At 64.8% G+C, this 23,839-nt stretch carries 22 protein-coding genes and 1 pseudogene; 6 read left to right on the top strand and 17 right to left on the bottom strand.

What is annotated here, in order from left to right; genetic code table 11:
- Nucleotides 1–16: 16 nt before the first annotated feature.
- The 4 genes from AC2FM3_RS08580 to AC2FM3_RS08565 form a co-directional block, all read right to left on the bottom strand.
- Nucleotides 17–250 (bottom strand): hypothetical protein, encoded by a 234-nt coding sequence (locus AC2FM3_RS08580; protein WP_496680633.1) that lies wholly within the window; start codon nt 248–250, stop codon nt 17–19.
- 128 nt (nt 251–378) lie between these two features.
- Nucleotides 379–1,431 (bottom strand): hypothetical protein, encoded by a 1,053-nt coding sequence (locus tag AC2FM3_RS08575; protein WP_496680631.1) that lies wholly within the window; start codon nt 1,429–1,431, stop codon nt 379–381.
- Nucleotides 1,432–1,537: 106 nt separating this feature from the next.
- On the bottom strand, nt 1,538–1,855 hold the full coding sequence (locus AC2FM3_RS08570) for a DUF3775 domain-containing protein (protein ID WP_496680628.1): 318 nt from the start codon (nt 1,853–1,855) through the stop codon (nt 1,538–1,540).
- A gap of 86 nt (nt 1,856–1,941) precedes the next feature.
- The gene (locus tag AC2FM3_RS08565) at nt 1,942–2,712 is read right to left on the bottom strand and encodes a DUF1365 domain-containing protein (RefSeq protein ID WP_496680626.1); all 771 of its coding nucleotides are present in this window, start codon (nt 2,710–2,712) and stop codon (nt 1,942–1,944) included.
- A gap of 138 nt (nt 2,713–2,850) precedes the next feature.
- On the opposite strand from AC2FM3_RS08565, the gene AC2FM3_RS08560 reads away from it, so the two are divergent.
- Genes AC2FM3_RS08560 through AC2FM3_RS08550 form a run of 3 tightly spaced genes read left to right on the top strand, consistent with a single transcriptional unit; the run spans nt 2,851 to nt 4,629 of the window.
- The gene (locus AC2FM3_RS08560; RefSeq protein WP_496680623.1) at nt 2,851–3,507 is read left to right on the top strand and encodes a sigma-70 family RNA polymerase sigma factor; all 657 of its coding nucleotides are present in this window, start codon (nt 2,851–2,853) and stop codon (nt 3,505–3,507) included.
- Between the two features lie 10 nt (nt 3,508–3,517).
- Entirely contained in the window at nt 3,518–4,168 is a 651-nt protein-coding gene (locus AC2FM3_RS08555; RefSeq protein ID WP_496680622.1) for a ChrR family anti-sigma-E factor, read from the top strand.
- Between the two features lie 56 nt (nt 4,169–4,224).
- Nucleotides 4,225–4,629, top strand: coding sequence for a hypothetical protein (locus tag AC2FM3_RS08550; protein ID WP_496680620.1), 405 nt, complete (start codon nt 4,225–4,227; stop codon nt 4,627–4,629).
- A gap of 3 nt (nt 4,630–4,632) precedes the next feature.
- Here the strand turns inward: AC2FM3_RS08550 and AC2FM3_RS08545 are convergent, their stop codons facing one another.
- The 6 genes from AC2FM3_RS08545 to AC2FM3_RS08520 all read right to left on the bottom strand — a co-directional run bounded on the left by AC2FM3_RS08545 (nt 4,633) and on the right by AC2FM3_RS08520 (nt 11,968).
- Entirely contained in the window at nt 4,633–5,871 is a 1,239-nt protein-coding gene (locus tag AC2FM3_RS08545) for a DNA recombination protein RmuC (protein WP_496680618.1), read from the bottom strand.
- A gap of 57 nt (nt 5,872–5,928) precedes the next feature.
- Nucleotides 5,929–7,791 (bottom strand): DNA mismatch repair endonuclease MutL, encoded by a 1,863-nt coding sequence (gene mutL, locus AC2FM3_RS08540; protein ID WP_496680617.1) that lies wholly within the window; start codon nt 7,789–7,791, stop codon nt 5,929–5,931.
- Nucleotides 7,792–8,074: 283 nt separating this feature from the next.
- Complete coding sequence (locus AC2FM3_RS08535) at nt 8,075–9,004, bottom strand: metal ABC transporter permease (RefSeq protein WP_496680614.1); 930 nt, start codon at nt 9,002–9,004, stop codon at nt 8,075–8,077.
- The gene (locus AC2FM3_RS08530) at nt 9,001–10,206 is read right to left on the bottom strand and encodes a metal ABC transporter permease (protein ID WP_496680612.1); all 1,206 of its coding nucleotides are present in this window, start codon (nt 10,204–10,206) and stop codon (nt 9,001–9,003) included. Before AC2FM3_RS08530 ends, AC2FM3_RS08535 begins: the two co-directional genes overlap by 4 nt.
- A gap of 3 nt (nt 10,207–10,209) precedes the next feature.
- The gene (locus AC2FM3_RS08525; protein ID WP_496680610.1) at nt 10,210–11,013 is read right to left on the bottom strand and encodes a metal ABC transporter ATP-binding protein; all 804 of its coding nucleotides are present in this window, start codon (nt 11,011–11,013) and stop codon (nt 10,210–10,212) included.
- A gap of 1 nt (nt 11,014) precedes the next feature.
- Nucleotides 11,015–11,968 carry a metal ABC transporter solute-binding protein, Zn/Mn family gene (locus AC2FM3_RS08520; RefSeq protein WP_496680607.1) on the bottom strand — a complete coding sequence of 318 codons (954 nt, stop codon included), beginning with the start codon at nt 11,966–11,968 and terminating at the stop codon, nt 11,015–11,017.
- Nucleotides 11,969–12,165: 197 nt separating this feature from the next.
- Here AC2FM3_RS08520 and deoC point away from each other — a divergent pair, with 197 nt between their 5' ends.
- From deoC to AC2FM3_RS08505, 3 genes are read left to right on the top strand one after another with little or no spacing between them, the layout of a single operon-like run.
- The gene (deoC, locus tag AC2FM3_RS08515; protein WP_496680605.1) at nt 12,166–13,164 is read left to right on the top strand and encodes a deoxyribose-phosphate aldolase; all 999 of its coding nucleotides are present in this window, start codon (nt 12,166–12,168) and stop codon (nt 13,162–13,164) included.
- Between the two features lie 11 nt (nt 13,165–13,175).
- Nucleotides 13,176–15,509, top strand: coding sequence for an aldehyde dehydrogenase family protein (locus tag AC2FM3_RS08510; RefSeq protein WP_496680602.1), 2,334 nt, complete (start codon nt 13,176–13,178; stop codon nt 15,507–15,509).
- Nucleotides 15,510–15,536: 27 nt separating this feature from the next.
- Complete coding sequence (locus AC2FM3_RS08505; protein ID WP_496680600.1) at nt 15,537–16,352, top strand: SDR family oxidoreductase; 816 nt, start codon at nt 15,537–15,539, stop codon at nt 16,350–16,352.
- Nucleotides 16,353–16,372: 20 nt separating this feature from the next.
- Here the strand turns inward: AC2FM3_RS08505 and AC2FM3_RS08500 are convergent, their stop codons facing one another.
- From AC2FM3_RS08500 to AC2FM3_RS08470, 7 genes and pseudogenes are all read right to left on the bottom strand, one after another.
- Nucleotides 16,373–17,683, bottom strand: a complete 1,311-nt coding sequence (locus AC2FM3_RS08500) for a M16 family metallopeptidase (protein ID WP_496680597.1) — start codon at nt 17,681–17,683, stop codon at nt 16,373–16,375.
- Nucleotides 17,680–19,020, bottom strand: a complete 1,341-nt coding sequence (locus AC2FM3_RS08495; RefSeq protein WP_496680595.1) for a M16 family metallopeptidase — start codon at nt 19,018–19,020, stop codon at nt 17,680–17,682. Before AC2FM3_RS08495 ends, AC2FM3_RS08500 begins: the two co-directional genes overlap by 4 nt.
- Nucleotides 19,021–19,102: 82 nt before the next feature.
- Nucleotides 19,103–19,618, bottom strand: a complete 516-nt coding sequence (locus tag AC2FM3_RS08490) for a DUF3035 domain-containing protein (RefSeq protein WP_496680591.1) — start codon at nt 19,616–19,618, stop codon at nt 19,103–19,105.
- 50 nt (nt 19,619–19,668) lie between these two features.
- Entirely contained in the window at nt 19,669–20,145 is a 477-nt protein-coding gene (gene lspA, locus AC2FM3_RS08485) for a signal peptidase II (protein WP_490360251.1), read from the bottom strand.
- Complete coding sequence (purH, locus tag AC2FM3_RS08480) at nt 20,145–21,734, bottom strand: bifunctional phosphoribosylaminoimidazolecarboxamide formyltransferase/IMP cyclohydrolase (protein WP_496680590.1); 1,590 nt, start codon at nt 21,732–21,734, stop codon at nt 20,145–20,147. Before purH ends, lspA begins: the two co-directional genes overlap by 1 nt.
- A 21-nt stretch (nt 21,735–21,755) precedes the next feature.
- A complete protein-coding gene (locus tag AC2FM3_RS08475; protein ID WP_496680589.1) occupies nt 21,756–23,495 on the bottom strand; it encodes a heparinase II/III family protein in 1,740 nt (579 codons plus the stop codon).
- An 88-nt stretch (nt 23,496–23,583) separates the two neighbouring features.
- Nucleotides 23,584–23,839, bottom strand: a pseudogene (locus tag AC2FM3_RS08470) (16S rRNA methyltransferase); the annotation flags it as partial.

Below are 23,839 nucleotides of genomic sequence, written 5' to 3'. Positions count from 1 at the left end.
ATGGGCTGGGCGTCAGTCAGCGCGACTGCCGATATGGTGCGTTGCGATAAACGCTCTGGTATGCGCGGCGATTGATCTCCGTTCGATCGACACCGATGTCCTTCAGCCGATCATGGCTGAGCCGCTCGAGATCGCGCACGGTTTTTGCCAGGATACGGCGGCGGGATCGTTCAACTCTGGCATCCGTGTATTTGGCGAATATGCCCCTAATCAGGCTGGATTGAAGCTTTTCTGTTCGTGCGGTTGCCATTGTCGTGTCCTCCTGAAAACTGAGCTGCGATGCAGCACTGACACTAGATAAAGGAGGCCTACGTTAACGGTTCCGGACCGACCCATTAAGCCGAGTTAATCCTTTGCCGAAACGAAAGGTGAAGCGTGTCATTGGCCTGCTGGCAAGGTCGCGCGCAGGGCAAAAGCCGTGGCGGGATCGGTTTCCGGATCAAACAGCAGCTTGCGCAATCGAGGCACCAGCGTCTCGTCGCCCCAATCGCGGACAGCAAATGCAATACGCGCCGCGTTTCCGGTGTCTGTTTCCAAAACTTCGGCAAAGATTGCTACGATGGCCGCGCGATGTGCTGGCAACGCGTTGCCAGCATCGACGAGGGCGCGAACCAATGCTCGTGCGTCTTCACTGGCCGCTACAGGAGAACGAAGCGACTGTGCGATCTCGACAAGCGCGACTGCGCCATCCACCTCGATTGCCGCAAGCGCCCAATCCCGCAGGTTGAGACCACCGGTTTCCAACGCGCCCGGATAGACGGACCTTACAGCAGCCAAGGCCGCGTCGTCGGATTGCAAACCCAGCATACGAATGGAGGCAGGTGCATAGGCAATTCGGTTCAGATTGCGCAGGTCATGCAACAGCTGCCGGGTAGAAGCGCTGTCGCGATGCCCGCGCACGATATCGTAAGGTGCGCGGTGCAATTCAATCAGGGCGGTATTGCGCAACAGGCGATCATCATCCTGAAGAAAACCTGCAAAAAATGCGACCCGCTCAGCCGAGGCGGATCCACCAATGCTCCAGCCCGGCCCCTGTGCAAGTACCAACGCCACAAAGTCTTTCCGCGCGGGCGTCATCAAGAAGCCTTTGGTCCAGCCATGCACCAAAGCGCGCCCGGCCCGGTCACGACTGTCGGGGCCGTACATCATCAATACCGAACGATCCGGATCCGCTCGCACCGCCGCCCGCGTCACGCTATCGACCAAAAATGGGATTTCGGGCAAAACCGCCAAGTCTTTGCTGTTGCCCTTCAACACCTCGACGGGCACGTATCGGAACGGGTTGTCTGCTGTCGGTGCGGCCAGAACCACGAATTGCGCCATCATCAAACGGTCGGCCAGCGAATGCTCGGGCAGCGTCACGCATACCGTGCAAGCCCGCGCCGGGCTGTTCAGGGCGAAAAAGGCGCACAGGAATGCCAGAACTTGCAACAGAGTCGCTTGACTCGAAATGTGCCGCCTCTCCACCACGCCGCCTCATCAAAAACCAGGGACCTAGCTCACCATACCAAATGCGCGTGTCCGTGGCGACAGCGGTTCACATCAGATCGTTTTCCACATCCTCGGCCGAGATTCCAAGTGCGTCCAATCCATTTTCCAGGTGGTCAGACATATGCGGCGTACCGATCAGATAGTCGGCGCAGGGGGTCGAGGCCTCGGCCCGCGCGGTTGCGATCGCCTCGGCCAGGTCCTCGGGGAAAAAGCTTTCGCGACCGATCCACATGATCGCGACAAGCTCGGCCTGCTCGTCCTCGCTCATCCGGTCGATGAAGGCGCGCAATTCGCCTTCGGCCCGGTGCAGTTCGCGCCCCATCAGGGCAACCTGAGCCACTTTTCTGGGCGAGATTTCCAGCATCGGTGTCAACTCCTCTGTCCGCTTTTGCCCCCCATCTGAACCATCCGCACCGGGCGTCGTCCTTGATCTTGCGCAAATTGCGCCGGTCACTCGTGCGACCGCGACACGGGGTCGGCCGGCACCGGCGCGGTGCGGAACGGCAGGAAGGGCGCTTTCCTGACCCACAGCCTGAGCGCCTGCCAGTGAATCAGAAAGACCGCACGCCGGGCCCCGAATGGCCGCCGCAGCAACGACCACAGGATCGCCCGGTCGGTGAGCGCCCGGCGCGGGCCGGTAAGCGTGGCGATCAGTCCGCCCCCGTCGCGCCCATAGTCGATCCAAACGCCAACCCGGTCGGACCGGAAATCGAAGCGGAAGGTATATGTCCCCTCGATCTTCTGGAACGGGGACACATGCATGAGCTTCTCTGCACGGATGCGATCCGATGGCCCGATCGGTGCAAATCCGGGCTTGTGGCAGACATAGCTGTGGCGCGTGCCGTGGGTATTCGTGACCTCGGCCACGACTGCATAGGGTTGGTCCGCATCATCGAGGCAGAACCAGAAACTGACCGGGTTGAACACATGGCCGAAGACTCTGGGTTGCGTCAGCAGGGCGATCCGGGCGGGCTGCGGAATGTCCATTTCCTGAAGGCGCGCGCGTAGCCAGACGGCCCCACTGCCCCGCCCTGGCAGGCCACCGTGGTCGCGGATGCGCCAATTGGTGAGGTTGGCGCGGTCCACCGAGAAAAGAAGCGGCGTCCGCGGCCGGACTTCGGGATCGAGCAGAATATAGTCGACTGAATAGCGAAAGGCGTTCTCGATCGCACCTTTCCTGCCGTGATAGGTGTGGGCGGGGACGAATTCGATCGAAGTCATAAACTGGTGCCGTCTTCAACTGCTTGAGGCCGCAAGGTTTTTCGTGCGGCTTTCATTTTGTGTACGAAAATTATCCGTTTTCGGATCAAAAATCTCGTTTCCTGTGATCCAGCTTGGGCCAAGCGTCGTAATGCGGTTATGTTTACCGAGATCGACACCGTTGATTTGGACAGTGCCGCGGCAGAAACCGCGGCGCGGCGCGCCAGCAGCGGTAGCAAACGAACCAAGGGAAGTTCGGTGAACGCAACACAAACGAATGGCGCAGCGCGGTGCCCGTGGATCGACCACGTGAAGCGTATCCGCGAGGCGCAGGATCAGACGGCCTTTGCCGAGCTGTTCCAGCACTTTGCCCCTCGGGTCAAGGCGTTTCTGATCCGTTCGGGGTCCGACGCCGGTTTGGCCGAGGAGTGCGCGCAGGAGGTCATGGCGACGCTGTGGCACAAGGCCCATCTGTTCGACCCGACGCGGGCGACGGTATCCACCTGGGTCTTCACGATTGCGCGGAACAAACGCATCGACGCCCTGCGCAAGCAGCGGCGTCCCGAACCGGAAGAACTGACCTGGGGCCCCGAGGCGGAGCCCGAACAGGCTGACGTGGTTGCGTTGCAGCAGGAAACGGCGCAGTTGCGCACGGCCCTGCGCGAGCTGCCCGAGGCACAAAGGGAACTGATCGTGAAAGCCTATTTCGGCGACCTGAGCCACCGCGAGATTGCCGCGCAGACGGGTTTGCCTCTGGGTACGATCAAATCGAGAATACGACTGGCGCTGGATCGCCTGCGCCACGCGATGAACTGAGATGACAAAGATGAGCAACGCGATCAAACACCACCTGACAGACGATCTGCTGATGGCCTATGCCGCGGGCGCCTTGCCCGAGGCATTTGACCTGATGGTCGCCACGCACATCTCGCTGTGCGACCACTGCCGCGCGCAGGCCGAAAGCTACGAGGCCGTCGGCGGGCATCTGCTGGAAGATCAGGACGACACGGTGGCGATGAGCCAGGATTCGCTGGCGGCAACTATGGCGCTAATCGCGCAGAGCGCGCTCGCGTCGAGATCCAAGCGCGCGGCCTGCAGTGTTCTGCCCGCCCCGTTGCAGGATTACGTTGGCGGCGATGTGCACAGCATCCGCTGGAAACCGATCGGCATGGGCGTCAAGCAGGCCGTACTTCCGACCAGCAACGAAGCATCCGCACGCTTGCTGTTCATCCCGGCCGGTGCTGCGGTACCCGATCACGGCCACAAAGGCATGGAGCTGACCATGGTTTTGCAAGGCGCGTTTTCCGACGAGGTGGACCATTTCGCCCGCGGTGACGTCGAGATCGCAGACGAGGACTTGGAACACACGCCCGTGGCCGACATGTCCGAGGATTGCATCTGCCTGGCGGTGACCGACGCTCCGCTGAAGTTCAACAGCCTGATCCCACGTTTGGTGCAGCCCTTCCTGCGAATCTGAACGGTCCCTCGGTTGTGCTAGGCTTGGAGCCGGGAAACACCGGGAGGATATGCAGAATGTTGAAACAAGCTCTGGCAGCCCTGTTCATTGCCGTTGTGGCCTTGCCCGCCTTGGCCCAAAGAAAAGCCGAAGTGAAATTCCAGCCCGGAAATTTCGGCTCTATGGTCAGCGGCACCATCACGGGTGATGAATATTTCGACTACGTGCTGGGTGCGAAGGGCGGGCAGGAACTGTTTGCCGAGCTTCAGGTCAGCGACACCAACGGCAACGGCGTGATATATCTCAACATCCTGCCGCCGGGCAGCGACGGGGTCGCGATCTACAATGGCTCGGTCAACGGCAATACCGCCCGGATCAACCTGCCCGAGGACGGAGATTATACCATCCGCGTCTACCTGATGGGCAATGACCGCGATACCGGCAAGACCGTGGGCTACAATCTAGACCTGTCAATCCAGTAGGCCTCAGCCCTCGGACTTGCCCAGCGGCACCACGTTGGCGCGGTCTTCGGGGGCCAGTTCCTCGAAATCGAAATTGTCCAGCCGCTGCGCCCGGCGACCGGCTTTTTCGGCACTGATCTTGATTTCCGAGATATCCTTGGCCGCCTGACCGAAATGCCGGTCGAGATTGGCCACCCGGTCGCCCAGACGCTCGACATCCTTGTGCAGCATACCCAGTTCCTTGCGGATCGCGCCCGCCTGTTCGCGCATCCGCGCGTCCTTGAGGATGGCACGCATTGTGTTCAGCGTGGCCATGCAGGTGGTGGGCGAGACGATCCAGACCCGTTTCGAGAAACTCTCCTGCACCAGTTCGGGGAACTTGGCGTGCAGTTCGGCATAGACCGCCTCGGAGGGCAGGAACATCAGCGCCCCGTCGGCGGTTTCACCGTCCAAAATGTACTTGGTCGAGATGTCTGTGATGTGCTTGCGCACCGTGCTGCGGAACATCTGCACCGCCGCCTTCAACTCCATGTCACTGCCCGCGCCCACCAGCGCCTCATAGGCTTCCAGCGGGAACTTGCTGTCGATCACGATGGGCCCCGGCGGGTTGGGCAGGCGGATCAAACAGTCGGCGCGTTTGCCGTTCGACAGGGTCGCCTGCAGCACATAGCTGTCCGAGGGCAGCGCCTTGGACACGATGTCGTTCAACTGGATCTCGCCGAAGGCGCCGCGGGTCTGCTTGTTCGACAGGATGTCCTGCAGCGACAGCACGTCGCCCGACAGCTTGGTGATGTTGTCCTGCGCCTTGTCGATGGCGGCCAGACGCTCTTGCAGCTGGGTCAGCGAGGTCGCGGTCTGTTTCGAGGTGCCGTGCAGGGTTTCCTTCATCCGCTCCTGCATTTCGGCCAGCGCGCGGGCGGATTTCATGGCGTTGTCGGCCAGCCGGTCGTTCATGTGCTGCTGCACTGCCGACAGGCGTGCCTCGACCGTCTGGATCACCTGCACCTGCGCATTGGCCTGCGTGTCCGAGACATGCTGCAACCCGCCGCGCAGCTGTTCCTGCCCCTGCCCCAACTGCTGCACATGCTGGCCCAGATAGGCCAGCTGCTGCGCCAGCGGCTCGGCCATCCGGGCCGAGCGGTTGGCCGCGCGCAGGGCCAGGAACAGCAGGACGAGGATCAGCAGAACCACCCCCGCCCCGATCAGGGCGGCCATCACCATGGGGTCTTCCAGCGAATATCGGGTGCCTGCAATCTCGATCATCTCAACCTGCGTGTTCTTGTTTTGTTTCTTCTTTTCTATCGCCGACCGGCGGCCGGATCAACTGCGGCCGAACAACCGTTCGATATCGCCCAGCTTCAGTTCCACGTAAGTCGGTCGCCCGTGGTTGCACTGACCCGAATGGGGCGTGGCCTCCATCTCGCGCAACAGGGCGTTCATCTCTTCGGCGCGCATCCGGCGGCCCGAACGGACCGAGCCATGGCAGGCCACGCGGCTGAGGATCGCCTCGATCCGCGCCTGCACCGTCTGGCTTTCGCCCTGATCGGCCAACTCGTCCAGAATATCCAGGATCATCGCCCGCGCGTTGACCTCGCCCAGAATGGCCGGGGTCTCGCGCACCGCCACCGCGCCGCCGCCGAAGGGTTCGATGGTCAGGCCCAGGCGCGACAGGTCATCGGCCACCGCGAGCAGGCGGGCGCAGTCGCCCTCGGAAAGTTCGACGATCTCGGGGATCAGCAGCGCCTGCGCGGCCACGCCGTTCTCAGCCATCTGTTTCTTCAGTTTCTCATAGACCAGCCGTTCATGCGCGGCGTGTTGGTCCACGATCACCATACCGTCGGCGGTCTGGGCGATGATGTAGTTTTCATGCACCTGCCCGCGCGCGGCCCCCAGGGGCAGATGTTCGGGTGGCGTCTGGTCGGGCTGTGCAGAGGCGGGTTCGGCCACGGGCTCGACCACGCTACCGCTGTAGGCTTTGGCCAGATCGGCAAATCCGGGCGCCTGCGCCTGATAGGCCACCGACCGCGCCGCAGGCGACGGCCGGTCCATCTGATAGACCCGCGCGGGCGCCGCCGGGGCCGGTTCCGGCCGCATCGCGCCAAGCGTCGCATTGGCCACGGTGGTCGAGGCGCGGTGCCTCGCCTCGGCCAGCGCGTGCCGCAGGCTCGAGACGATCAGCCCGCGCGCCACACCGGGATCGCGGAAGCGCACCTCGGATTTCGCGGGGTGCACGTTCACGTCAACCAGCGTGGGCTCGCAGTCGATGAACAGGGCCGCCGCCGGGTGCCGGTCGCGGCTGAGGAAATCGAAATAGGCCGCCCGCAGCGCCCCGGTCAGCATCTTGTCGCGCACCGGTCGGCCGTTGACGAACAGGAACTGCGCCACTGCGGCCCCGCGCGAATAGGTCGGCAGGGCGGCATATCCGTACAGCCGGATCCCCTCGCGGGTGGCGTCTATCTGCAAGGCATTCTCGGCAAACTCGCGCCCCAGAATGCGGGCCAGCCGGGCGTGCAGCGCGTCGAACAGGTCTCCGTTCTCGCGGTCGGCGCGGAACACCACGCGCCCCTCGCCCCCGCCCGAGACATCGCGCAGGGTGAAGGTGATGGAGGGTTCCGCCATGGCCAGCCGCTTGACCGTGTCCGAGATCGCCTGCGCTTCGGCCCGGTCGGTGCGCATGAATTTCAGCCGCGCGGGCGTGGCATAGAACAGGTCGCGCAGCTCGACTACGGTGCCCGCGCGCAGGGCGGCAGGCTTGACGCTTTCCATCTTGCCACCGGCCACGCGGATCTGGGCCGCCTCGGCCCCCGGCGCGCGGCTGGTGATGGTCAGACGCCCCACCGCCCCCAGCGAGGGCAGCGCCTCGCCCCGGAACCCGAAGGTGTGGATGTTGAGCAGGTCCGACCCGTCGATCTTGGAGGTCGCGTGGCGCGACAGGGCCAGCGGCAGATCCTCGGGCGCGATGCCGCACCCGTCGTCGGTGACGCGAATCAAGGTCTTGCCGCCATCGGCGATGTCGATGCCGATCCGGGTCGCTCCGGCGTCGATCGCGTTTTCCACCAGTTCCTTGACGGCCGAGGCCGGGCGTTCGACCACTTCACCGGCGGCGATGCGGTTGATCGCGGCTTCGTCGAGTTGCCGGATCACGGGGCGATTTTCGCTGATATTGGGGTTTGCCTGCGCCATACCGCTAGACCTAGCACAAGCGCACGCGATTCTGCCACAGGTTTGGACAGGTTCAGGAGAGGGGGGTCGGATCGTCCGGGCCATCGAAACCGGCAAGCTCGACAGGTTGCCTGTATCATCGCGACTGCCCGAACGACCCGAGGTGAGTGGTGGTCGTGCATTTTGCAATGGCTGGGGATGTAGCACGATGTGCCGCTCAAAGCGCGTCCTGATTTCCGCCCCGCCCGGTCTCGGCGAAGTTTGGCCGAAGCAGTGCGGGTCCCGGCGGCGAAAACCTGCGGAATCAACTGGTGCCCGGCACCCCCGCCCGCCCGCGGCATGGCCCGAAAGCAGCGGCCAGGGCCAGGATGACGCCCGAGACCGTGGCGATCATGCCGGCGGCACTGACCGCATCGGCCCAGCCCAGCCACAGCGGCCCATAGCCCGCCAGAACATAGCCGATCACGGCCGACAGCACCGCGAACAGGACGCTCCAGCCGATCTGGGCCTCGAGCCGGTTGGTCATCATCCGGGCAGCGGCAGGCGGGCAAATGAACATCGCGATCACGATGATCGAGCCCACCGCGTCGAACGCAGCCACCGCTGAGATCGCCGCGACCAGCACCAACGCAAGGCCGAGCGCGCCGGTGCGGATGCCGATCGTGCGGGCGAACCCTTCGTCGAAGGTCGAAATCTTGAGCGGCCGCCAGAACAGTCGGATGAACAGGCTGACGGCCAGCAGCGTGACCGCGATCCGCGGCAGTTCCGGTGGCAATCCGGCCAGCGCCACCGGATCCAGAACCGAGGCCCAGCCCGTCGCGTCCAGCCAGATCAGGCTTTCGAGGTTGCCATACAGCGCGTGTTCCACGTCCAGATGCACGCTCGAGGTGTCGGTCTGTTCCAGCAGCAACACCCCGGCGGCGAACATGGTGGTGAACACCACGCCCATCGCCGCGCCCGGCTCGATCCGGCCCAGCCGCCGGATGGCCTCGATCAGGATCACCGCCACCGCGGCCGCGCCTGCCGCGCCCAGCATCATCGGCCAGGTCGAGATCACCCCGGTCAGCAGAAATGCCACCACGATGCCCGGCAGCACCACATGGCTGATCGCATCGCCGATCAGGGCCTGCCGGCGCAGCAGCAGGAAATTGCCCGGCAGCGCACAGGCCACCGCCGCGCAGATGCCGATCAGCAGTGGCGTCAAGGACAGCGAAACGAATTCTTCACCGCTCATGTGCGCACCTCATGCGGTGGGCCGATCCGGCGGTCGATCTCGTCGATCTGATCGCGGGTCAGGACGGTTTCGATTTCGCGCAGGCCGTCATATTGCGCCGCTGCGGCTTCGTGCGTCTGATCCGCGCGCACAAGGCTCCAGCGCCTTTCGTCGCGCAACGCCTTGGCCGCCCGCGCCCGACCCGCATCGGTGGCCACGCCGTCGGCCCGCATCAGCCCGGACCGGCGCAACAGACGCCGGGTATAGGGTTCATAGACTTCCTGCCCCTGCGCCAAAGCCAAAAGGCCCTGCCGGATATGGACGCGGCGCTGAAACCGCCGGTGACGCAGCACCGCGGCCAAGACGCCGCGCACCGGCGCCAGCAACAGCGATAGCGCAAAAAGCGCAAAGCTGATCAGCACGATGATCGGGCCGGTCGGAAGGTTCGGGGCCGAGGCGGATACGGCCGCGCCCAGATACCCCGCCAGCCCCCCGGCGAGCCCCGACAGCAGCACCACCCGATCCGCCCGGTCCGACCAGAACCGCGCCGTAACCGGCGGGATGATCAGAAGGGCCACGACCAGGATCAGGCCGACGATCTTCAAGCCGATCACCGTGACCGCCATCACCAGGCCCATCATCGCCAGGTCAACGCGATGCACCGGCACCCCCGCGGCTGCTGCGTATTCGGCGTCGAAGGCCACCATCAGCATCGGGCGACGCAGGATCATGACCAGCAGCACGGTCGCCGCCCCGCCCACCGCGATGATCAGCGCGTCGGCAAACAGCATCCCCGCGGTCGAGCCCAGCAGGAACCCCTCAAGCCCCGCCTGACGGCCAACGCCCATCGTCTGGATCACCGTCAGCAGCACTACGCCGAACCCGAAGAACACCGACAGAACGGCCCCGATCGCCGCATCCTCGGCCAACCGGGTGCGCCGGGTCAGGCCGTTGATGCACAACAGCCCCACCCAAGCCGACAGCGCCGAGCCCGCCAGCAGGCCGGGCAGGTTGCGCCCCTCGCCGCCCAGCGCCACCATGACCATGAAGGCGATGCAGACGCCCGGCAAGGTCGCATGGCTGATCGCATCGCTGACCAGCGCCCGTTTGCGCAGAAACAGGAAGGTACCGGTCACCCCGGCGGCAAACCCCAGAAGCGTCGCCCCGATGGCGACCAAAGTGGCGTTGTACCCCAGCTGCAGGGTCAGCGCGTCCCACAGCATGGCCTAGCCCAGCGCCCCGGCGATCTGGTCGATCTGCGCCGTGGCCAGACGCCCGCCATAGGTCGCCTGCAGGGTCTCGGCGGTAAAGGCCTCGGCCACGGGGCCTTCGGCGATCTTGCGCGTGTTGATCAAGAACACATGGTCGAAATAATCGGTGACGGTGGCCAGATCATGATGCACGGCGACAACCGTCTTGCCGGCCTGTTTCAACCCCTTCAGAACGCTGATGATGGCCTTTTCGGTGGCGGCATCGACGCCGGCAAAGGGTTCGTCCAGCAGGTACAGGTCGGCCTCCTGCGCCAGCGCGCGCGCCAGAAAGACACGCTGCTGCTGACCGCCCGACAACTGGCCGATTTGCCGGTCGGCGAATTCATGCATCCCAACCCGATGCAGACAGTCCATCGCGCGGGCCATGTGCCGCATGCGCACCCGGCCCAGCAGACCCAGCTCGCGCGACATGCCCATCAGGACCACGTCGATCACGCGGGTGGGGAAATCCCAATCGACGCTGGCGCGCTGCGGCACATAGGCGATGCGGGCGCGCTGTTTCTCAAGCGGCCTGCCAAAGACGGTGACCTGCCCGGATACCGGCCGGACGATGCCCAGCGCGGCCTTCAGCAGGGTGGACTTGCCCGCGCCATTCGGGCCGATGATCGCGGTCATCGACCCCGGTTGAACGGTGATGTCCACGGAAAACACGGCCGGTTTCTGGTTGTAGGACACGGTCAGCCCGCGAATGGCCAGCGGGCTGGCCTGAACCGACGGATCGGTCGGGCGGGTGCCCTGTTTCGCGGCAAGCTCAACCATGTCAGGACCCCGCCGCCAGCTTGCCGTCCATGCCGCGCGCGGGCACATCGGCGCCCAGCCCGCGGGCGATGACGGTGAAGTTGTGATCGAGCATGCCGACATAGGTGCCCTCGTAGGTGCCCGGCGCGCCCATCGCGTCCGAGAACAGCTCGCCGCCCACGGCAACGGTGTGCCCCTTGGCCGCCGCCCCCTCGATCAGCGCCCGAACCGACCGGTCGGACACCGAGCTTTCGACGAACACCGCCGACACCTGCCGTTCGACCAGCATGTCGACCAGTTCTCCGATCCGGTTGAGCCCGGCCTCGGACTGAGTGGAGATGCCCTGAATGCCGGTCACCTCGAACCCGTATTCCGCACCGAAATAGCCAAAGGCGTCATGGGCGGTGACCAGCACCCGCTTGTCCGCGGGGATCTGCGCCAGAACCTGTTGGCCATAGGCATGCAGGCGGTCGATCCGGTCCAGAAACGCCTGGGTGTTCGCGGCGAACAGGTCGGCAGCCTCGGGGCGCGCCTCGGTCAGGGCCTGCTGCACCTCGATCACGACGTCGCGCCACAGGACCGGGCTCATCCACAGATGCGGGTCGTACTTGTCGGCATAATCGTCATGAGCGCGCAGTTTCGACTTGTCGACCCCCTCTGCCACGGCCACCACCGGGCGCTTGCGGCCGAGATCGTGAAAGAAATCTTCCATCTGCGCCTCGAGATACAGGCCATGCCACAGAACCAGGTCGGCGCGGGTCATGGCGACGATGTCGCTGCGGGTCTGACGATAGGCATGGGGGTCCACGCCGGGGCCCATCAACGATTTCACCTCGACCTGGTCGCCCCCGATCTGACGCACCGCGTCGGCGATCATGCCGGTCGTGGCCACCACCTTCAGCGGCGCCCCGGCCAATCCGGCAACCGGAAGCGTGGCAGCAACGGCAAGCGCGGCAAGAAACTGACGGCGAATCATTTTTGACCTCGGGTTGGGTTCATGTTGACCCCAAATATGAGAACCATTCGCAACTAAGTCAATGCAATTGCGAATTACTCGCAAGAAAACGCCTATTTTGTCCATTTGGTCAAAAACCTGATGCCCGCAGCACGCGACACCTTTCCTTCGCCGGCCTGCCGTGCGATTTTGGCGCAAACCTCCCAAAGGACGTGACAATGGATACGCAGAGCTCAGAAAGCCCCGTGCGCACCGCGCATCTGCCGCAAGTGACCGAGCCCCGAAACCCCGGCATGGAACTGGACCTGGACTGGGTACGCGCCGTGCAGGCCAACACCTCGGCCATCGAGCGCCGCGCCGCGACCCTGCCTGGGCGCCGGTCGGTCAAGAAAGAATACCAAGCCGCCTGGCTGCTGAAGGCGATCACCATGATCGACCTGACCACCCTTTCGGGCGATGACACCGAGGGCCGCGTTCGCCGCCTATGCGCCAAGGCCCGCCAGCCCGTGTCACCCGCCCTGCTGAGGGCGCTGGACATGCCGCCGATCACCACCGGCGCGGTCTGTGTCTATCACGACATGATTGAAACGGCGGTGGATGCGCTGACAGGCACCGGCATTCCGGTCGCGGCCGTGTCCACCGGCTTTCCGGCGGGTCTGTCGCCCTTTCACCTGCGCGTGGCCGAGATCGAGGAAAGCGTGAAGGCCGGGGCCGAGGAGATCGACATCGTGATCTCGCGCCGCCATGTGCTGCAGGGCGACTGGCAGGCGCTGTATGACGAGATGAAGGCGTTCCGCGCAGCCTGCGGCGAGGCGCATGTCAAAGCGATCCTCGCCACCGGCGAGCTGGGCAGCCTGCGCAACGTGGCGCGCGCCTCGCTGGTCTGCATGATGGCGGGGGCAGATTTCATCAAGACCTCGACCGGCAAGGAAAGCGTCAACGCCACCCTGCCCGTGTCGCTAGTGATGATCCGCGCGATCCGTGACTATTACGACCGCACCGGCCATCGCGTGGGTTACAAGCCCGCAGGCGGGATTTCCAAGGCCAAGGACGCGCTGGTCTACCTGTCGCTGATCAAGGACGAGCTGGGCGACCGCTGGCTGCAACCCGACCTGTTCCGCTTTGGCGCATCGTCCCTGCTGGGCGATATCGAGCGGCAGTTGGAACATTTCGTCACCGGGGCATACTCGGCCGGTTACCGGCACCCGATGGGCTGAGGACAGGAACAATGACAGTCAAAGAGATTTTCGAGACCATGGAATACGGACCCGCCCCGGAAAGTGCCGCCGAAGCCCTGGCATGGCTGGTCGATCAGGGCGACAAGTTCGGCCATTTCATCGACGGCGCCTTCACCAAGCCCGGCCAAGGGTTTGAAAGCCGCAACCCGGCCACGGGCGAGGTTCTGGCGACCCTAGCCCAAGCCACCCGGGCCGATGTGGACGCCGCCGTGGCCGCCGCGCGAAAGGCGCAACCCAAATGGGAAAAGCTGGGCGGCCCGGCCCGCGCCCGCTACCTCTATGCCATCGCGCGGCTGATCCAGAAACACGCCCGCCTGTTCGCAGTGCTCGAGACGCTGGACAACGGCAAGCCGATCCGGGAATCGCGCGACATCGACATTCCGCTGGTACGGCGGCATTTCTACTATCACGCAGGCATGGCCCAGCTGATGGAAGCCGAGCTGCCCGACGCGCAGGCGCTGGGGGTCTGCGGCCAGATCATTCCGTGGAACTTCCCGCTGCTGATGCTGGCGTGGAAGGTGGCCCCGGCGCTGGCCATGGGCAACACGGTTGTTCTGAAGCCGGCCGAATACACCTCGCTGACGGCGCTGCTGTTTGCTGATATCTGCATGCAGGCCGGTCTGCCCAAGGGCGCGGTCAACATCGTCACCGGCGACGGCACGGTGGGCGAGATGATCGTGGCCTCGGACGTGGACAAGATCGCCTTTACCGGCTCGACCGAAGTGGGCCGCCGCATCCGCGAAGCCACCGCCGGGTCGGGCAAGTCCCTGACGCTCGAGCTGGGCGGCAAGTCGCCCTACATCGTCTTTGACGATGCCGACATCGATTCAGCCATCGAAGGTTTGGTCGATGCGATCTGGTTCAACCAGGGCCAGGTCTGTTGCGCGGGCTCGCGCCTGCTGGTGCAGGAGGGCATTGCCGACCGCTTCTACAACAAGCTGCGCGCCCGCATGGACAAGCTGCGCATCGGCAACCCGCTGGACAAATGCATCGACGTGGGCGCGGTGGTGGACCCGGTACAGCTGCAGACCATCAAGTCGATGGTCGAGGGCAACGCGGTGGGCCAGGTTTACCAACCCGCCTGCGAGTTGCCGTCGAATGGCTGCTACTACCCGCCGACGCTGATCACCGGACTCGAGACCTCGGACCCGCTGATGCAGGAGGAGATATTCGGCCCGGTTCTGGTCTCGTCGACCTTCCGCACCCCGGCCGAGGCGGTCGAACTGGCCAACAACACCCGTTACGGGCTGGCCGCAACGGTCTGGACCGAGAACGTCAACCTTGCGCTGGACATCGCGCCCAAGCTGGTCGCGGGCGTGGTCTGGGTCAATGCCACCAACCTGTTCGACGCGGCCGCGGGCTTTGGCGGCGTGCGCGAAAGTGGCTTTGGCCGTGAAGGTGGTTGGGAAGGGCTGGCCGCCTATACCAAGCCCAAGGGCAAAACCAAGCCGCTGGCCAAGATCGAACCTATCGTGGGCGAAGGTGGCCCGGTCGATCCGATCGACCGCACCGCCAAACTGTATGTCGGCGGCAAGCAGGCGCGGCCCGATGGCGGCTATTCCCGCGCGGTCTGGGGCAAGGCGGGGCTGTTGGGCCATGTAGGTCTGGCCAACCGCAAGGACGTGCGCAACGCGGTCGAGGCCGCGGCGGGGGCGGCGGGCTGGTCGAAAACCACCGGCCATCTACGGGCGCAGATCCTGTATTACATCGGCGAGAACCTCTCGGCCCGCGCCGAGGAGTTCGCGCATCGCATCGACGCGATGACCGGCCGCAAGGACGGTGCGAAAGAGGTCGACGCCGCGATCCAGCGCCTGTTCACCGCCGCCGCCTGGGCCGACAAGTATGACGGCCAGGTGCATGGCGTTCCGATCCGCGGCGTGGCGATTGCGATGAAGGAACCGGTTGGCGTGATCGGCACGCTTTGCGCTGACGAGGCGCCGCTGCTGGGTCTGGTCTCGGCCATGGCCCCGGCGATCGCGATGGGCAACCGGGTGGTTCTGGTGGCGTCCGAGCCCTATCCGCTGGCTGCCACCGATTTCTATCAGGTGCTGGACACCTCGGACGTGCCCGCCGGCGTGGTGAACATCCTGACCGGTAGCCACGAGGAACTGGCCAAACCGCTGGCCTCGCATCTGAACGTGGATGCGGTCTGGTCCTTCTCGTCGTCGAACCTGTCGGCACAGATCGAGAAAGCCTCGGCCGGGAACCTCAAGCGGACCTGGGTGAATAACGCGACGGCATTTGACTGGAGCGTGGACCACACCCGCCGCTTCCTGCAGGCTGCGACCGAGATCAAGAACATCTGGGTGCCCTACGGCGAGTAGGGCTCCCGCATCAGGGGGAGGCTCTGCATGGACTTCGCAGGAAAGACGGTCATCGTCATCGGTGGCACCAGCGGTATCAACCGGGGCATCGCCGAGGCCTTCGCGGCCTCGGGCGCGAAACTGGCCGTGGCCAGCCGCTCGCAGGAGAAGGTGGACGACACCATCGCCGCGCTGAAGACGGCGGGCGCGGCCGAGGCGATCGGCGCGGCCTTTGACGTGCGTGATGCTGAGGCGGTCGCCGAGGGGCTGAAACAGTTCCACGCGGCGCTCGGTGATTTCGACGTTCTGGTTTCCGGGGCGGCGGGCAACTTCCCGGCGCTTATGGCGGAAATGTCGGTCAACGCCTTCCGCACCGTGGTCGAGATCGACCTGATGGGCACCGTGCATGTTCTGAAAGGCGCCTATCCCTATCTGAAACGGCCCGGCGGCAACATCATCAACATCTCGGCCCCGCAATCCTACCTGCCCTACGAGGGCCAGGCCCATGTCTGCGCGGCCAAGGCGGGGGTCGATCAGATCACCCGCACCCTGTCGATGGAATGGGGCGTGGAAGGCATCCGGGTGAACTCGGTGGTGCCGGGTTTCATCGAGGGCACCGAGGGCGCCAAGCGTCTGGCCCCCACACCCGACGCGGGCAAGCAGTTGCTTCAGGACGTGCCTCTGGGCCGCTGGGGCACGCCGCAGGACGTGGCCAATGCCTGCCTGTTTCTGGCTTCGGACATGGCCAGCTATATCAGCGGGACGGTTCTGGCCGTGGACGGGGCGCTGTATCAGCGCGGCTCGGGCCGGTTCGGCCAGATGATGGGGCAGATGCTGCGCGACATGGCCGGCAACAAGGGCTGAGCACCGCTCAGCCCCGCACCTCAGTTCGTTGTCTCGAGCCCCTCGGGTTTGCCCACCACCACGAAATGCAGCCCGTCGGGGTCCAGCAGCTCGGCCGCGACGCGGTTCACCTCGTCCAGCGTCACCGCGTTCACTTTGTCGTTGCGGGTGGCGATGTAGTCGATCGGCAGGCCTTCCATCTGCATCCCCACCATGATCCCCGCGATCCGGGCATTGCCGTCGAAGCGCAGGGGATAGGCACCGGTCAGATAGGTCTTGGCGTCATCCAGCTCTTTCTGCGTCACGCCTTCGGTCGCGGCGCGGCGCCATTCGTCACGGATCACCGTGATCGCCTGCGCGATCCGATCATTGGCCGAGGACACCGACCCCAGATAGACCGAGGCCAGATCCTTGGGCACCAGATAGGTCCCAACGCCATAGGTCAGGCCGCGCTTCTCGCGCACTTCCTGCATCAGACGGCTTTCGAAACCGCCGCCGCCGAGGATGTGGTTCAGGATGTAGGCCGCGAAGAAATCCGGGTCGTCGCGGTCGATGCCCTTCTGACCGAACAGCGCCACCGATTGCGGCGTGTCGAATTCGACCACCGTGACGCCGCCGGGGATGTTCACCTGCGCCTTTCCGGGGATCGGCTTGCCCGTCTCGGGCAGATCGGCGAGCAGATGGTCCAGCAGCGCGCCCAGTTCGTCGGGGGTGATGTCGCCCACGGCGCCCACATACAGCCGGTCCTTGGCAAAGACGCCCTTGTGGGCCGCCACGATGTCATCGCGGGTCAGGGCCGAAACGCTTTCGATCGTGCCCTTCCCGTCCGAGCCGTAAGGGTGATCGCCATAGGCCATCCGGGCAAAGGTCTGCCCCGCGATGGTGTTCGGGTCAGTCTGGTCGGACCGCAACCCCGACAGCACCTGCGCCCGCACCCGGTCGATCGCATCCTGATCGAACCGCGGCTGCTGGATCGTGGTGCGCAGCAAGTCCACCGCCTGATCGCGATTTTCGGTCAGGAACTGGGCCGAGATCGCCACGCTGTCATCCGACGCGTCATAGCCGAAGGAGGCCGCCAGCGACTCCAGCGCCCGCGCATAGCTGCGCGCATCCATGTCGCCTGCGCCTTCCTCCAGCAGGCCACTCATCAGGTAGACCGCGCCGCGCTTTTCGGGATCGTCCAGCGAGGTGCCCCCGCGGAACCGCAGTTCCAGCGCGGTGAAGGGGATCGAGTGATCCTCGACCAGCCAGGCCCGGATGCCGCCAGGCGAGGTGACCTCTTGAATCTTGATTTCGGCCCAGGCGGGCAGCGCGAACAGCAGGGCAATCAGGGGGGCAAGGAAACGGATCATTGGGTTACCTCGTCATCACGCATCAGCCATCCGGTGACCGAAGCCTCGGGGCGCAGAACGTCGCGCGCGGCAGCGATGATGTCGTCGCCGGTGACGGCTTGCAGGATGTCGGGCCAGGCCTGCACGTCCTCGACCGTCAGACCGCTGGTCAGCGCCCGGCCATAGCGGTTGCCGATTCCGTCGACATTGTCGCGGGCATAGATCTGCGCGGCACGCAGTTGCAGCTTGATCCGGTCCAGATCCTCTTGCTTGACGCCCTCGGCGATGAAATCGGCCACCGCCTGATCCATCGCCTCTTCGGCCTGTTGCAGCGACACGCCCTGCGCAGGCACGACGATCAGGTCAAAGGTCGTGTCATCCAGCGACACCCCGCGATAGAACGCCCCGGCATAGACCGCCAATTGCTGCTCGAGCTGCAGCTTTTCGTTCAGGTAGGATGTGGTGCTACCGCCCAGCAGCTCGGCCAGCAAGTACAGCGCCGCGGCCTTCTCCTGCGCGCCGGCGTCGCGTTCGGGCGCCAAATAGCTGCGGTGGACATAAGGCTGCGACACCCGCGCATCCTTGAAGGTCAGCCGCCGCTCGGCGGTCTGAGGCGGCTCCTGCGAGCGGACCCGCTCGGGCAGGTCGGGGTTGGCCGGGATCACGCCGTAATAAGTCTCGGCAAGGGTCCTGACCTCGGCCGGGTCCACATCGCCGGTCACCACCAGGATCGCGTTGTTGGGCGCGTAATAAGTCTGGTAGAAGGACAGCGCGTCCTCCATGTCCAGTTCTTCCATCTCGTGCTTCCAGCCGATCACCGGAACGCCGTAGCGGTGGTTGAGGTACTGCGCCGCGCTCATCTGTTCACCGAACAGGGCGCGGGGGTTGTTCTCGGTGCGCTGGTTGCGCTCTTCCAGGATCACGTCGCGTTCGGTTGCGATGTCCTCCTGCGATAGCCTGAGGTTGCGCATCCGGTCGGCCTCCATCTTCATCATCAGGCCCAGCCGATCGGCGGCCACGCGCTGGAAATAGGCCGTATAGTCATACGAGGTGAAGGCATTGTCATTGCCGCCATTGGCCGCGACGGTGGCCGACAGCTCGCCGGGGGCCATGCTGTCGGTACCCTTGAACAGAAGATGTTCCAGGAAATGCGCCACACCGGATGACCCCACCGGCTCGTCCGCCGATCCGGCCCGGTACCAGACCATGTGCTGCACGACCGGAGCGCGGTGATCCTCGATCACCACCACGTCCATACCGTTATCCAAGGTAAAGGTGGTCACGGCCTCGTGCCCGGTTCCGGCCAGAACCGGGGCTGCGGCTGTCAGTGCGGCGCAAAACGCCAGGACCCGAACCATGGGGCATCCTCCGTCTGTGTCGTTGGTTTTCAAACTACGGTGGTGCCGGGCGGGATCAAGAGCGATGACGGAAAGTTAAGGATTATTCATCCGGCGGGAAGGACGGGGTTTCATATCCCTGTCGACGGAAAGCTTCGGCCTGCTGCCCGGCGTCGATCGACTCGCGCTTGTAGACCTGCGAGTAGCGGTCAACCTTGAACAGGCGCAGACGGGTCCAGCGCGCCTGGCGCGTGCGGAAGGCCTCGTCCTCGGCGGCCAGCGCCTGCCGGGTGTCGGGCGCCACGCCATAGCGGCTGGAAGCCGTGACCAGCGCCGCATCCGACGACGGGATGCCGCCCGCGGGCTTCAGCGCCGCCGCATTGCCGCCAAGCGCGGCCACCGCGTCACCTTTGGGGTTGGGATCGGTCAGGTTCTCGCCGCCCGGTGTGGGGGCGGGCAGAAAGGCATAATCCTTGGGCTGGGTCAGCGGCTTGACCGGCATCACCGAAAACTCGTCAGGCCCCGAGCCGGGCGCTTCGAGATGGCGCAGGCCGATATCGGAACATCCCGCGGCAAGGGCGGCGAGTGTCAGGGCAATGGTTGCGCGCGGCATCCGCATCTTGGTCTCCAGCCTGTTTCACGCGCTTTTATCGCATAACATTCGGCGCGTCACGAGGGCTTTTTGCCATCCAGCAGTATCAGCCCCAGCGCGCCGGCAAAGATGAACACGTCGGCCAGGTTGAACACATAGGGGTTGTTGATGCCGCAGCAGGACATGTTCAGGAAATCCAGAACATACCCGTACAGCACCCGGTCGACCACGTTGCCCAGCGCTCCGCCGATCAGCAAACCGCCGCAGATCACCATGCGGACGGGCTGCGCGCTGCGCCACAGCCAGATCGCCACGCCCGCGCAGACGGCCAGCGACACGGCCACCAGCGCCCAGCGTGCGGCTTCGGAATTGCCTTGAAACAGGCCGAAATTGATGCCGCGATTCTCGCCGTACCGAAAGGTCAGCAGCGGCGGCAGCACGTCGATACCGCCGGGCCGGTCGGCCACGCGCAACACGTGGACGACCAGATATTTGCTGAGCTGGTCGATCGCAAATGCGGCCAGCCCCGCCCAGAGCAGAACCCGGACCCGCATCAGTGACGGAAGTGCCGCATGCCGGTGAACACCATGGCCAGACCCGCCTCGTCGGCGGCGGCGATCACCTCGTCATCGCGCATCGACCCGCCCGGCTGGATCACGCAGGTTGCACCTGCGGCAGCAGCCTCCATCAGCCCGTCGGGGAAGGGGAAGAACGCGTCCGAGGCTACGGCCGAGCCGATGGTCAGCGGTTCGGGCAGGCCCAGGCTTTCGGCCATGCGCTCGGCCTTCTTGGCAGCGATCAGCGCCGAATCCACCCGGCTCATCTGACCGGCGCCGACGCCCACCGTGGCCTCGTTCTTGACGTAGACGATGGCGTTCGACTTGACGTGCTTAGCCACTTTCCAGGCAAACAGCAGATCGCGCATCTGCTCGGGCGTGGGGGCCAGCTTGGTTACGACCTTCAGGTCATCCATCTCGACATGGCCGTTGTCCTTGTCCTGCACCAGCAGCCCGCCGGCCACCTGGCGGAAGGCCAGCCCGCCCGCGCGTGGGTCGGGCAGCGCCTCGGTGGTCAGCAGGCGCAGGTTCTTCTTGGTGGCAAAGATCGCTTTGGCCTCGTCGGTGGCGCCGGGGGCGATCACGACCTCGGTGAAGATGCCGGTGATTTCGCGCGCGGTTTCCGCGTCCAGCGGCCGGTTCAGCGCGACGATCCCGCCAAAGGCCGAGGTCCGGTCGCAGTCGAAAGCGGCCTTGTATGCCTCGAGCAACGTCGCGCCCTTGGCCACGCCGCAGGGGTTCGCGTGCTTGATGATGGCGCATGCGGCACTGTCGCGCGGGTCGAACTCGGCCACCAATTCAAAGGCGGCGTCGGTATCGTTGATGTTGTTGTAGCTCAGCTCTTTGCCCTGATGCTGCACGGCGGTGGCGACGCCGGAACGGCCCGAGCCATCGACATAGAACGCCGCCTGCTGGTGGCTGTTCTCGCCATAGCGCAGGGGCTGTTTCAGCTCACCGGCGAACACGCGGCGCTTGGGGGTGTCGATCTGCAGTGCGTCGGCCAGCCAGCTGGACACTGCCGCGTCATAGGCTCCGGTGCGGGCATAGGCCTTCTGCGCCAGCCACTGGCGGAAGCCCAGCGACGTCTTGCCGTAGTTTTCCTCAAGCTGATCCAGCAGGGCCGAGTAGTCTTCGACATCGACCACCACGTTGACGAACGCGTGGTTCTTGGCCGCGGCGCGGATCATCGCCGGGCCGCCGATGTCGATGTTTTCGATGCATTCGTCGTAGCCTGCGCCCTTGGCCACCGTTTCCTCAAACGGGTAGAGGTTGACCACCAGTAGGTCGATCGGGCCGATGCCATGCTCCTGCATCGCCGCCACATGGGCGTCATTGTCGCGCAGCGCCAGCAGGCCACCATGCACCATAGGGTGCAGCGTCTTGACCCGGCCATCCATCATCTCGGGGAAACCTGTAACGTCGCTGACATCCTTGACCGCAAGCCCCGCATCGCGCAGCGCCTTGGCGGTGCCGCCGGTCGACAGCAGCTCGACCCCGCGGTCGGCCAGGGCCTTGCCCAGTTCGATCAATCCGGTCTTGTCGGAAACGGAAAGCAACGCGCGGCGCACGGGGTGAAGGTCGGTCATGGGTCCAAAGGTCCTTTTGGCTCAGTCGAAATCGGGCTCGTCCCGGTGCACGTCGCGCACGGCATAGGCTGTATCCTGCGCCTTGCTCAGCGTCCACCGGATGCGCGTCGCATACTCGATTGCGCGGCCGGATAGAACGATCTGTTTTGTCGCGCGGGGCTTCAGACGGCCTTTTTCCAGATAAACGCTTGGCTCAAGAGACAATTTTCCGGCGCCGTCATGGCGAAAAACCCAGATCTCGCCGCTTTTGAGCGCCATCGAAACCGCAGACCCCCCCAGATCCAGCGCGGCGTCCACGTCCGGATGCAGGTGAAACCGGATATCAAAACCGATCCCCGACAGCTTGGATGCGTCAACCGCCCGATCAAATTGGCGTTTTGCCTTGTCGGTGGCCGTCAGAAGGATGTCTTCACCGGTTACCTCCCGCCCGTCAAAGCGCAGCTCGATCGTACGGGCATGGGTAAGCCCGAACACCTTGGCGTACCCATCATGGCCCGCCATCACGCGCGCGCCTTCGAACGAATCTTCGAACTCCACCGGCACCTCGCTCGGGGCGTCCACCATTGCTTCGTTCGCGGTTCCCTTGGCCGGAGCAGCCAACCGGGCGCTGGAGTATCCATCCAGGCAAAGGGTCGAATGCGAAGGCGTGGCGCGCCCTGCCCGACGCCACTCCAACCCGAAGCTTTCGCCCGAACCGCAATTGACGATCAATGGCCGCCTCCCCGAGGTCAGTTCGAAAGCCAGTGTCGAGGCGTGCGCCATGTACGAGGCCGCCCCTTTGGCCGGGGGTGCTGCGTCGATGATCACCGTGGTGCGGGCGGCGGCCAGACGGGCATAGCCCATGGTCAGACCTTTGACGGGTTTGGGTTTGACCCCGCTTTGGGCAAGGGCCTGTTCCAACCGGCCTTCTACGCCGCGGCCACCGCCGTGAAACCGGGCCAGCCCGCCGTCGGCATGACGCAGGCTGCGCAGGGTCGGAGCAATCCGTTTGATTGCTGCCGTCTGAGCGGCGGGCGTGCCGCGCCCGACTTCGCTGAGCGCAGCGGATGTCCAGGCCAGCAGGGTAAAAACCTCAAGCAATTCCTCCGGATTCCGCGTGGGAATGCCGCCTTGGGTGTCGATCTGGGCCTCGCATTCCCGCGCCAGGGCCCGAACGGCCGGGTCCGAGATGTCTTCCATCCCCTCCAGCGCCAATCCTGCCTGAACCAAGCCTGCCAAAGCCTCGAAGCGCGGCAATCCCGGTGTCGCCGCGTGCCAGCGTTTGGACAGGAACCATGTCTGCTGTGACAGAGATCGGAAAAACAGGCGGCTGTGGGCCTCGTCCATACCGCGCAGCAGAAACAGCGCGTGATTGATCCAGCGGATCAGGCGGCGTCCGGTCAGGTCCGGGGCCCAACCCGGACCCTGCCCCTTGCCGTGGGTCTCGATCCAACCCCAGACCCAGCGTTGCGCCTTTTCCCGCGCCGCGGCATCACCCACTGCTGCCAGATCGTCCAGCCAGGCAAATCCATGCCGTTCATCCTCGAACGCAGCGTTGGGGGCTTGAACCTCCCACAGGCCGGTATCGCGGGCCTCGACCAGAAAACCGGCAAACAAGAGATTTCCGGCCACCAGCTGCCGCCCGCGCGCAAATGAACCGACGGTGCGCGGCTCGGGCTGACCGGCAAAGCCGCTGACGGGCTTGCGGCGCTGGCTGAGACGCGCATACAGACGGTTCTGAAACCGCACCCATCGGTTGGCCATGGTGTCCGAATTCGACATGACGTGTGTTGCTCTGCCCCTGCCGCTCTGCTGGCGTTTGAACCAACGATAGCCGGGCCGGTTCGTCAAGTCATCGAAAAGCGACCGGTCAGGCCGATTTGTTCAGGCAGGCGATGTAGAACCCATCCATGCCGCCCAGATCGGGCCAATAATCGGGACGCAGGCGCAACCCGCCTTCATCGGTCAGCCAGTCGGGCTGAACGCCGGGCACCTGCAGCGCGGCGCGGTCCACCTGCATGTCGGGATATTGCGGCAGAGCCTCTTCGATCTGCACTTCGCCTTCGTCGGGCAGCAGCGAGCAGGTGCAATAAACCAGCCGCCCGCCGGGTTTCAGCAGGGTCCAG

The sequence above is a fragment of the Ruegeria sp. BHSB172 genome, assembly GCF_059613165.1.
This window is presented reverse-complemented; position numbering and strand designations above follow the sequence as displayed.

Bases quoted from the DNA above. Each gene is read 5' to 3' on its own strand.
- AC2FM3_RS08570 (WP_496680628.1), bottom strand. From the start codon at position 1,855: ATGCTGGAAATCTCGCCCAGAAAAGTGGCTCAGGTTGCCCTGATGGGG.
- AC2FM3_RS08580 (WP_496680633.1), bottom strand. From the start codon at position 250: ATGGCAACCGCACGAACAGAAAAGCTTCAATCCAGCCTGATTAGGGGC.
- AC2FM3_RS08550 (WP_496680620.1), top strand. From the start codon at position 4,225: ATGTTGAAACAAGCTCTGGCAGCCCTGTTCATTGCCGTTGTGGCCTTG.
- AC2FM3_RS08510 (WP_496680602.1), top strand. From the start codon at position 13,176: ATGACAGTCAAAGAGATTTTCGAGACCATGGAATACGGACCCGCCCCG.
- AC2FM3_RS08530 (WP_496680612.1), bottom strand. From the start codon at position 10,206: ATGCTGTGGGACGCGCTGACCCTGCAGCTGGGGTACAACGCCACTTTG.
- AC2FM3_RS08505 (WP_496680600.1), top strand. From the start codon at position 15,537: ATGGACTTCGCAGGAAAGACGGTCATCGTCATCGGTGGCACCAGCGGT.
- AC2FM3_RS08500 (WP_496680597.1), bottom strand. From the start codon at position 17,683: ATGATCCGTTTCCTTGCCCCCCTGATTGCCCTGCTGTTCGCGCTGCCC.
- purH (WP_496680590.1), bottom strand. From the start codon at position 21,734: ATGACCGACCTTCACCCCGTGCGCCGCGCGTTGCTTTCCGTTTCCGAC.
- AC2FM3_RS08545 (WP_496680618.1), bottom strand. From the start codon at position 5,871: ATGATCGAGATTGCAGGCACCCGATATTCGCTGGAAGACCCCATGGTG.
- AC2FM3_RS08495 (WP_496680595.1), bottom strand. From the start codon at position 19,020: ATGGTTCGGGTCCTGGCGTTTTGCGCCGCACTGACAGCCGCAGCCCCG.
- deoC (WP_496680605.1), top strand. From the start codon at position 12,166: ATGGATACGCAGAGCTCAGAAAGCCCCGTGCGCACCGCGCATCTGCCG.
- AC2FM3_RS08520 (WP_496680607.1), bottom strand. From the start codon at position 11,968: ATGATTCGCCGTCAGTTTCTTGCCGCGCTTGCCGTTGCTGCCACGCTT.
- AC2FM3_RS08560 (WP_496680623.1), top strand. From the start codon at position 2,851: ATGTTTACCGAGATCGACACCGTTGATTTGGACAGTGCCGCGGCAGAA.
- lspA (WP_490360251.1), bottom strand. From the start codon at position 20,145: ATGCGGGTCCGGGTTCTGCTCTGGGCGGGGCTGGCCGCATTTGCGATC.
- AC2FM3_RS08565 (WP_496680626.1), bottom strand. From the start codon at position 2,712: ATGACTTCGATCGAATTCGTCCCCGCCCACACCTATCACGGCAGGAAA.
- AC2FM3_RS08525 (WP_496680610.1), bottom strand. From the start codon at position 11,013: ATGGTTGAGCTTGCCGCGAAACAGGGCACCCGCCCGACCGATCCGTCG.
- AC2FM3_RS08490 (WP_496680591.1), bottom strand. From the start codon at position 19,618: ATGCGGATGCCGCGCGCAACCATTGCCCTGACACTCGCCGCCCTTGCC.
- mutL (WP_496680617.1), bottom strand. From the start codon at position 7,791: ATGGCGCAGGCAAACCCCAATATCAGCGAAAATCGCCCCGTGATCCGG.
- AC2FM3_RS08555 (WP_496680622.1), top strand. From the start codon at position 3,518: ATGAGCAACGCGATCAAACACCACCTGACAGACGATCTGCTGATGGCC.
- AC2FM3_RS08535 (WP_496680614.1), bottom strand. From the start codon at position 9,004: ATGAGCGGTGAAGAATTCGTTTCGCTGTCCTTGACGCCACTGCTGATC.
- AC2FM3_RS08475 (WP_496680589.1), bottom strand. From the start codon at position 23,495: ATGTCGAATTCGGACACCATGGCCAACCGATGGGTGCGGTTTCAGAAC.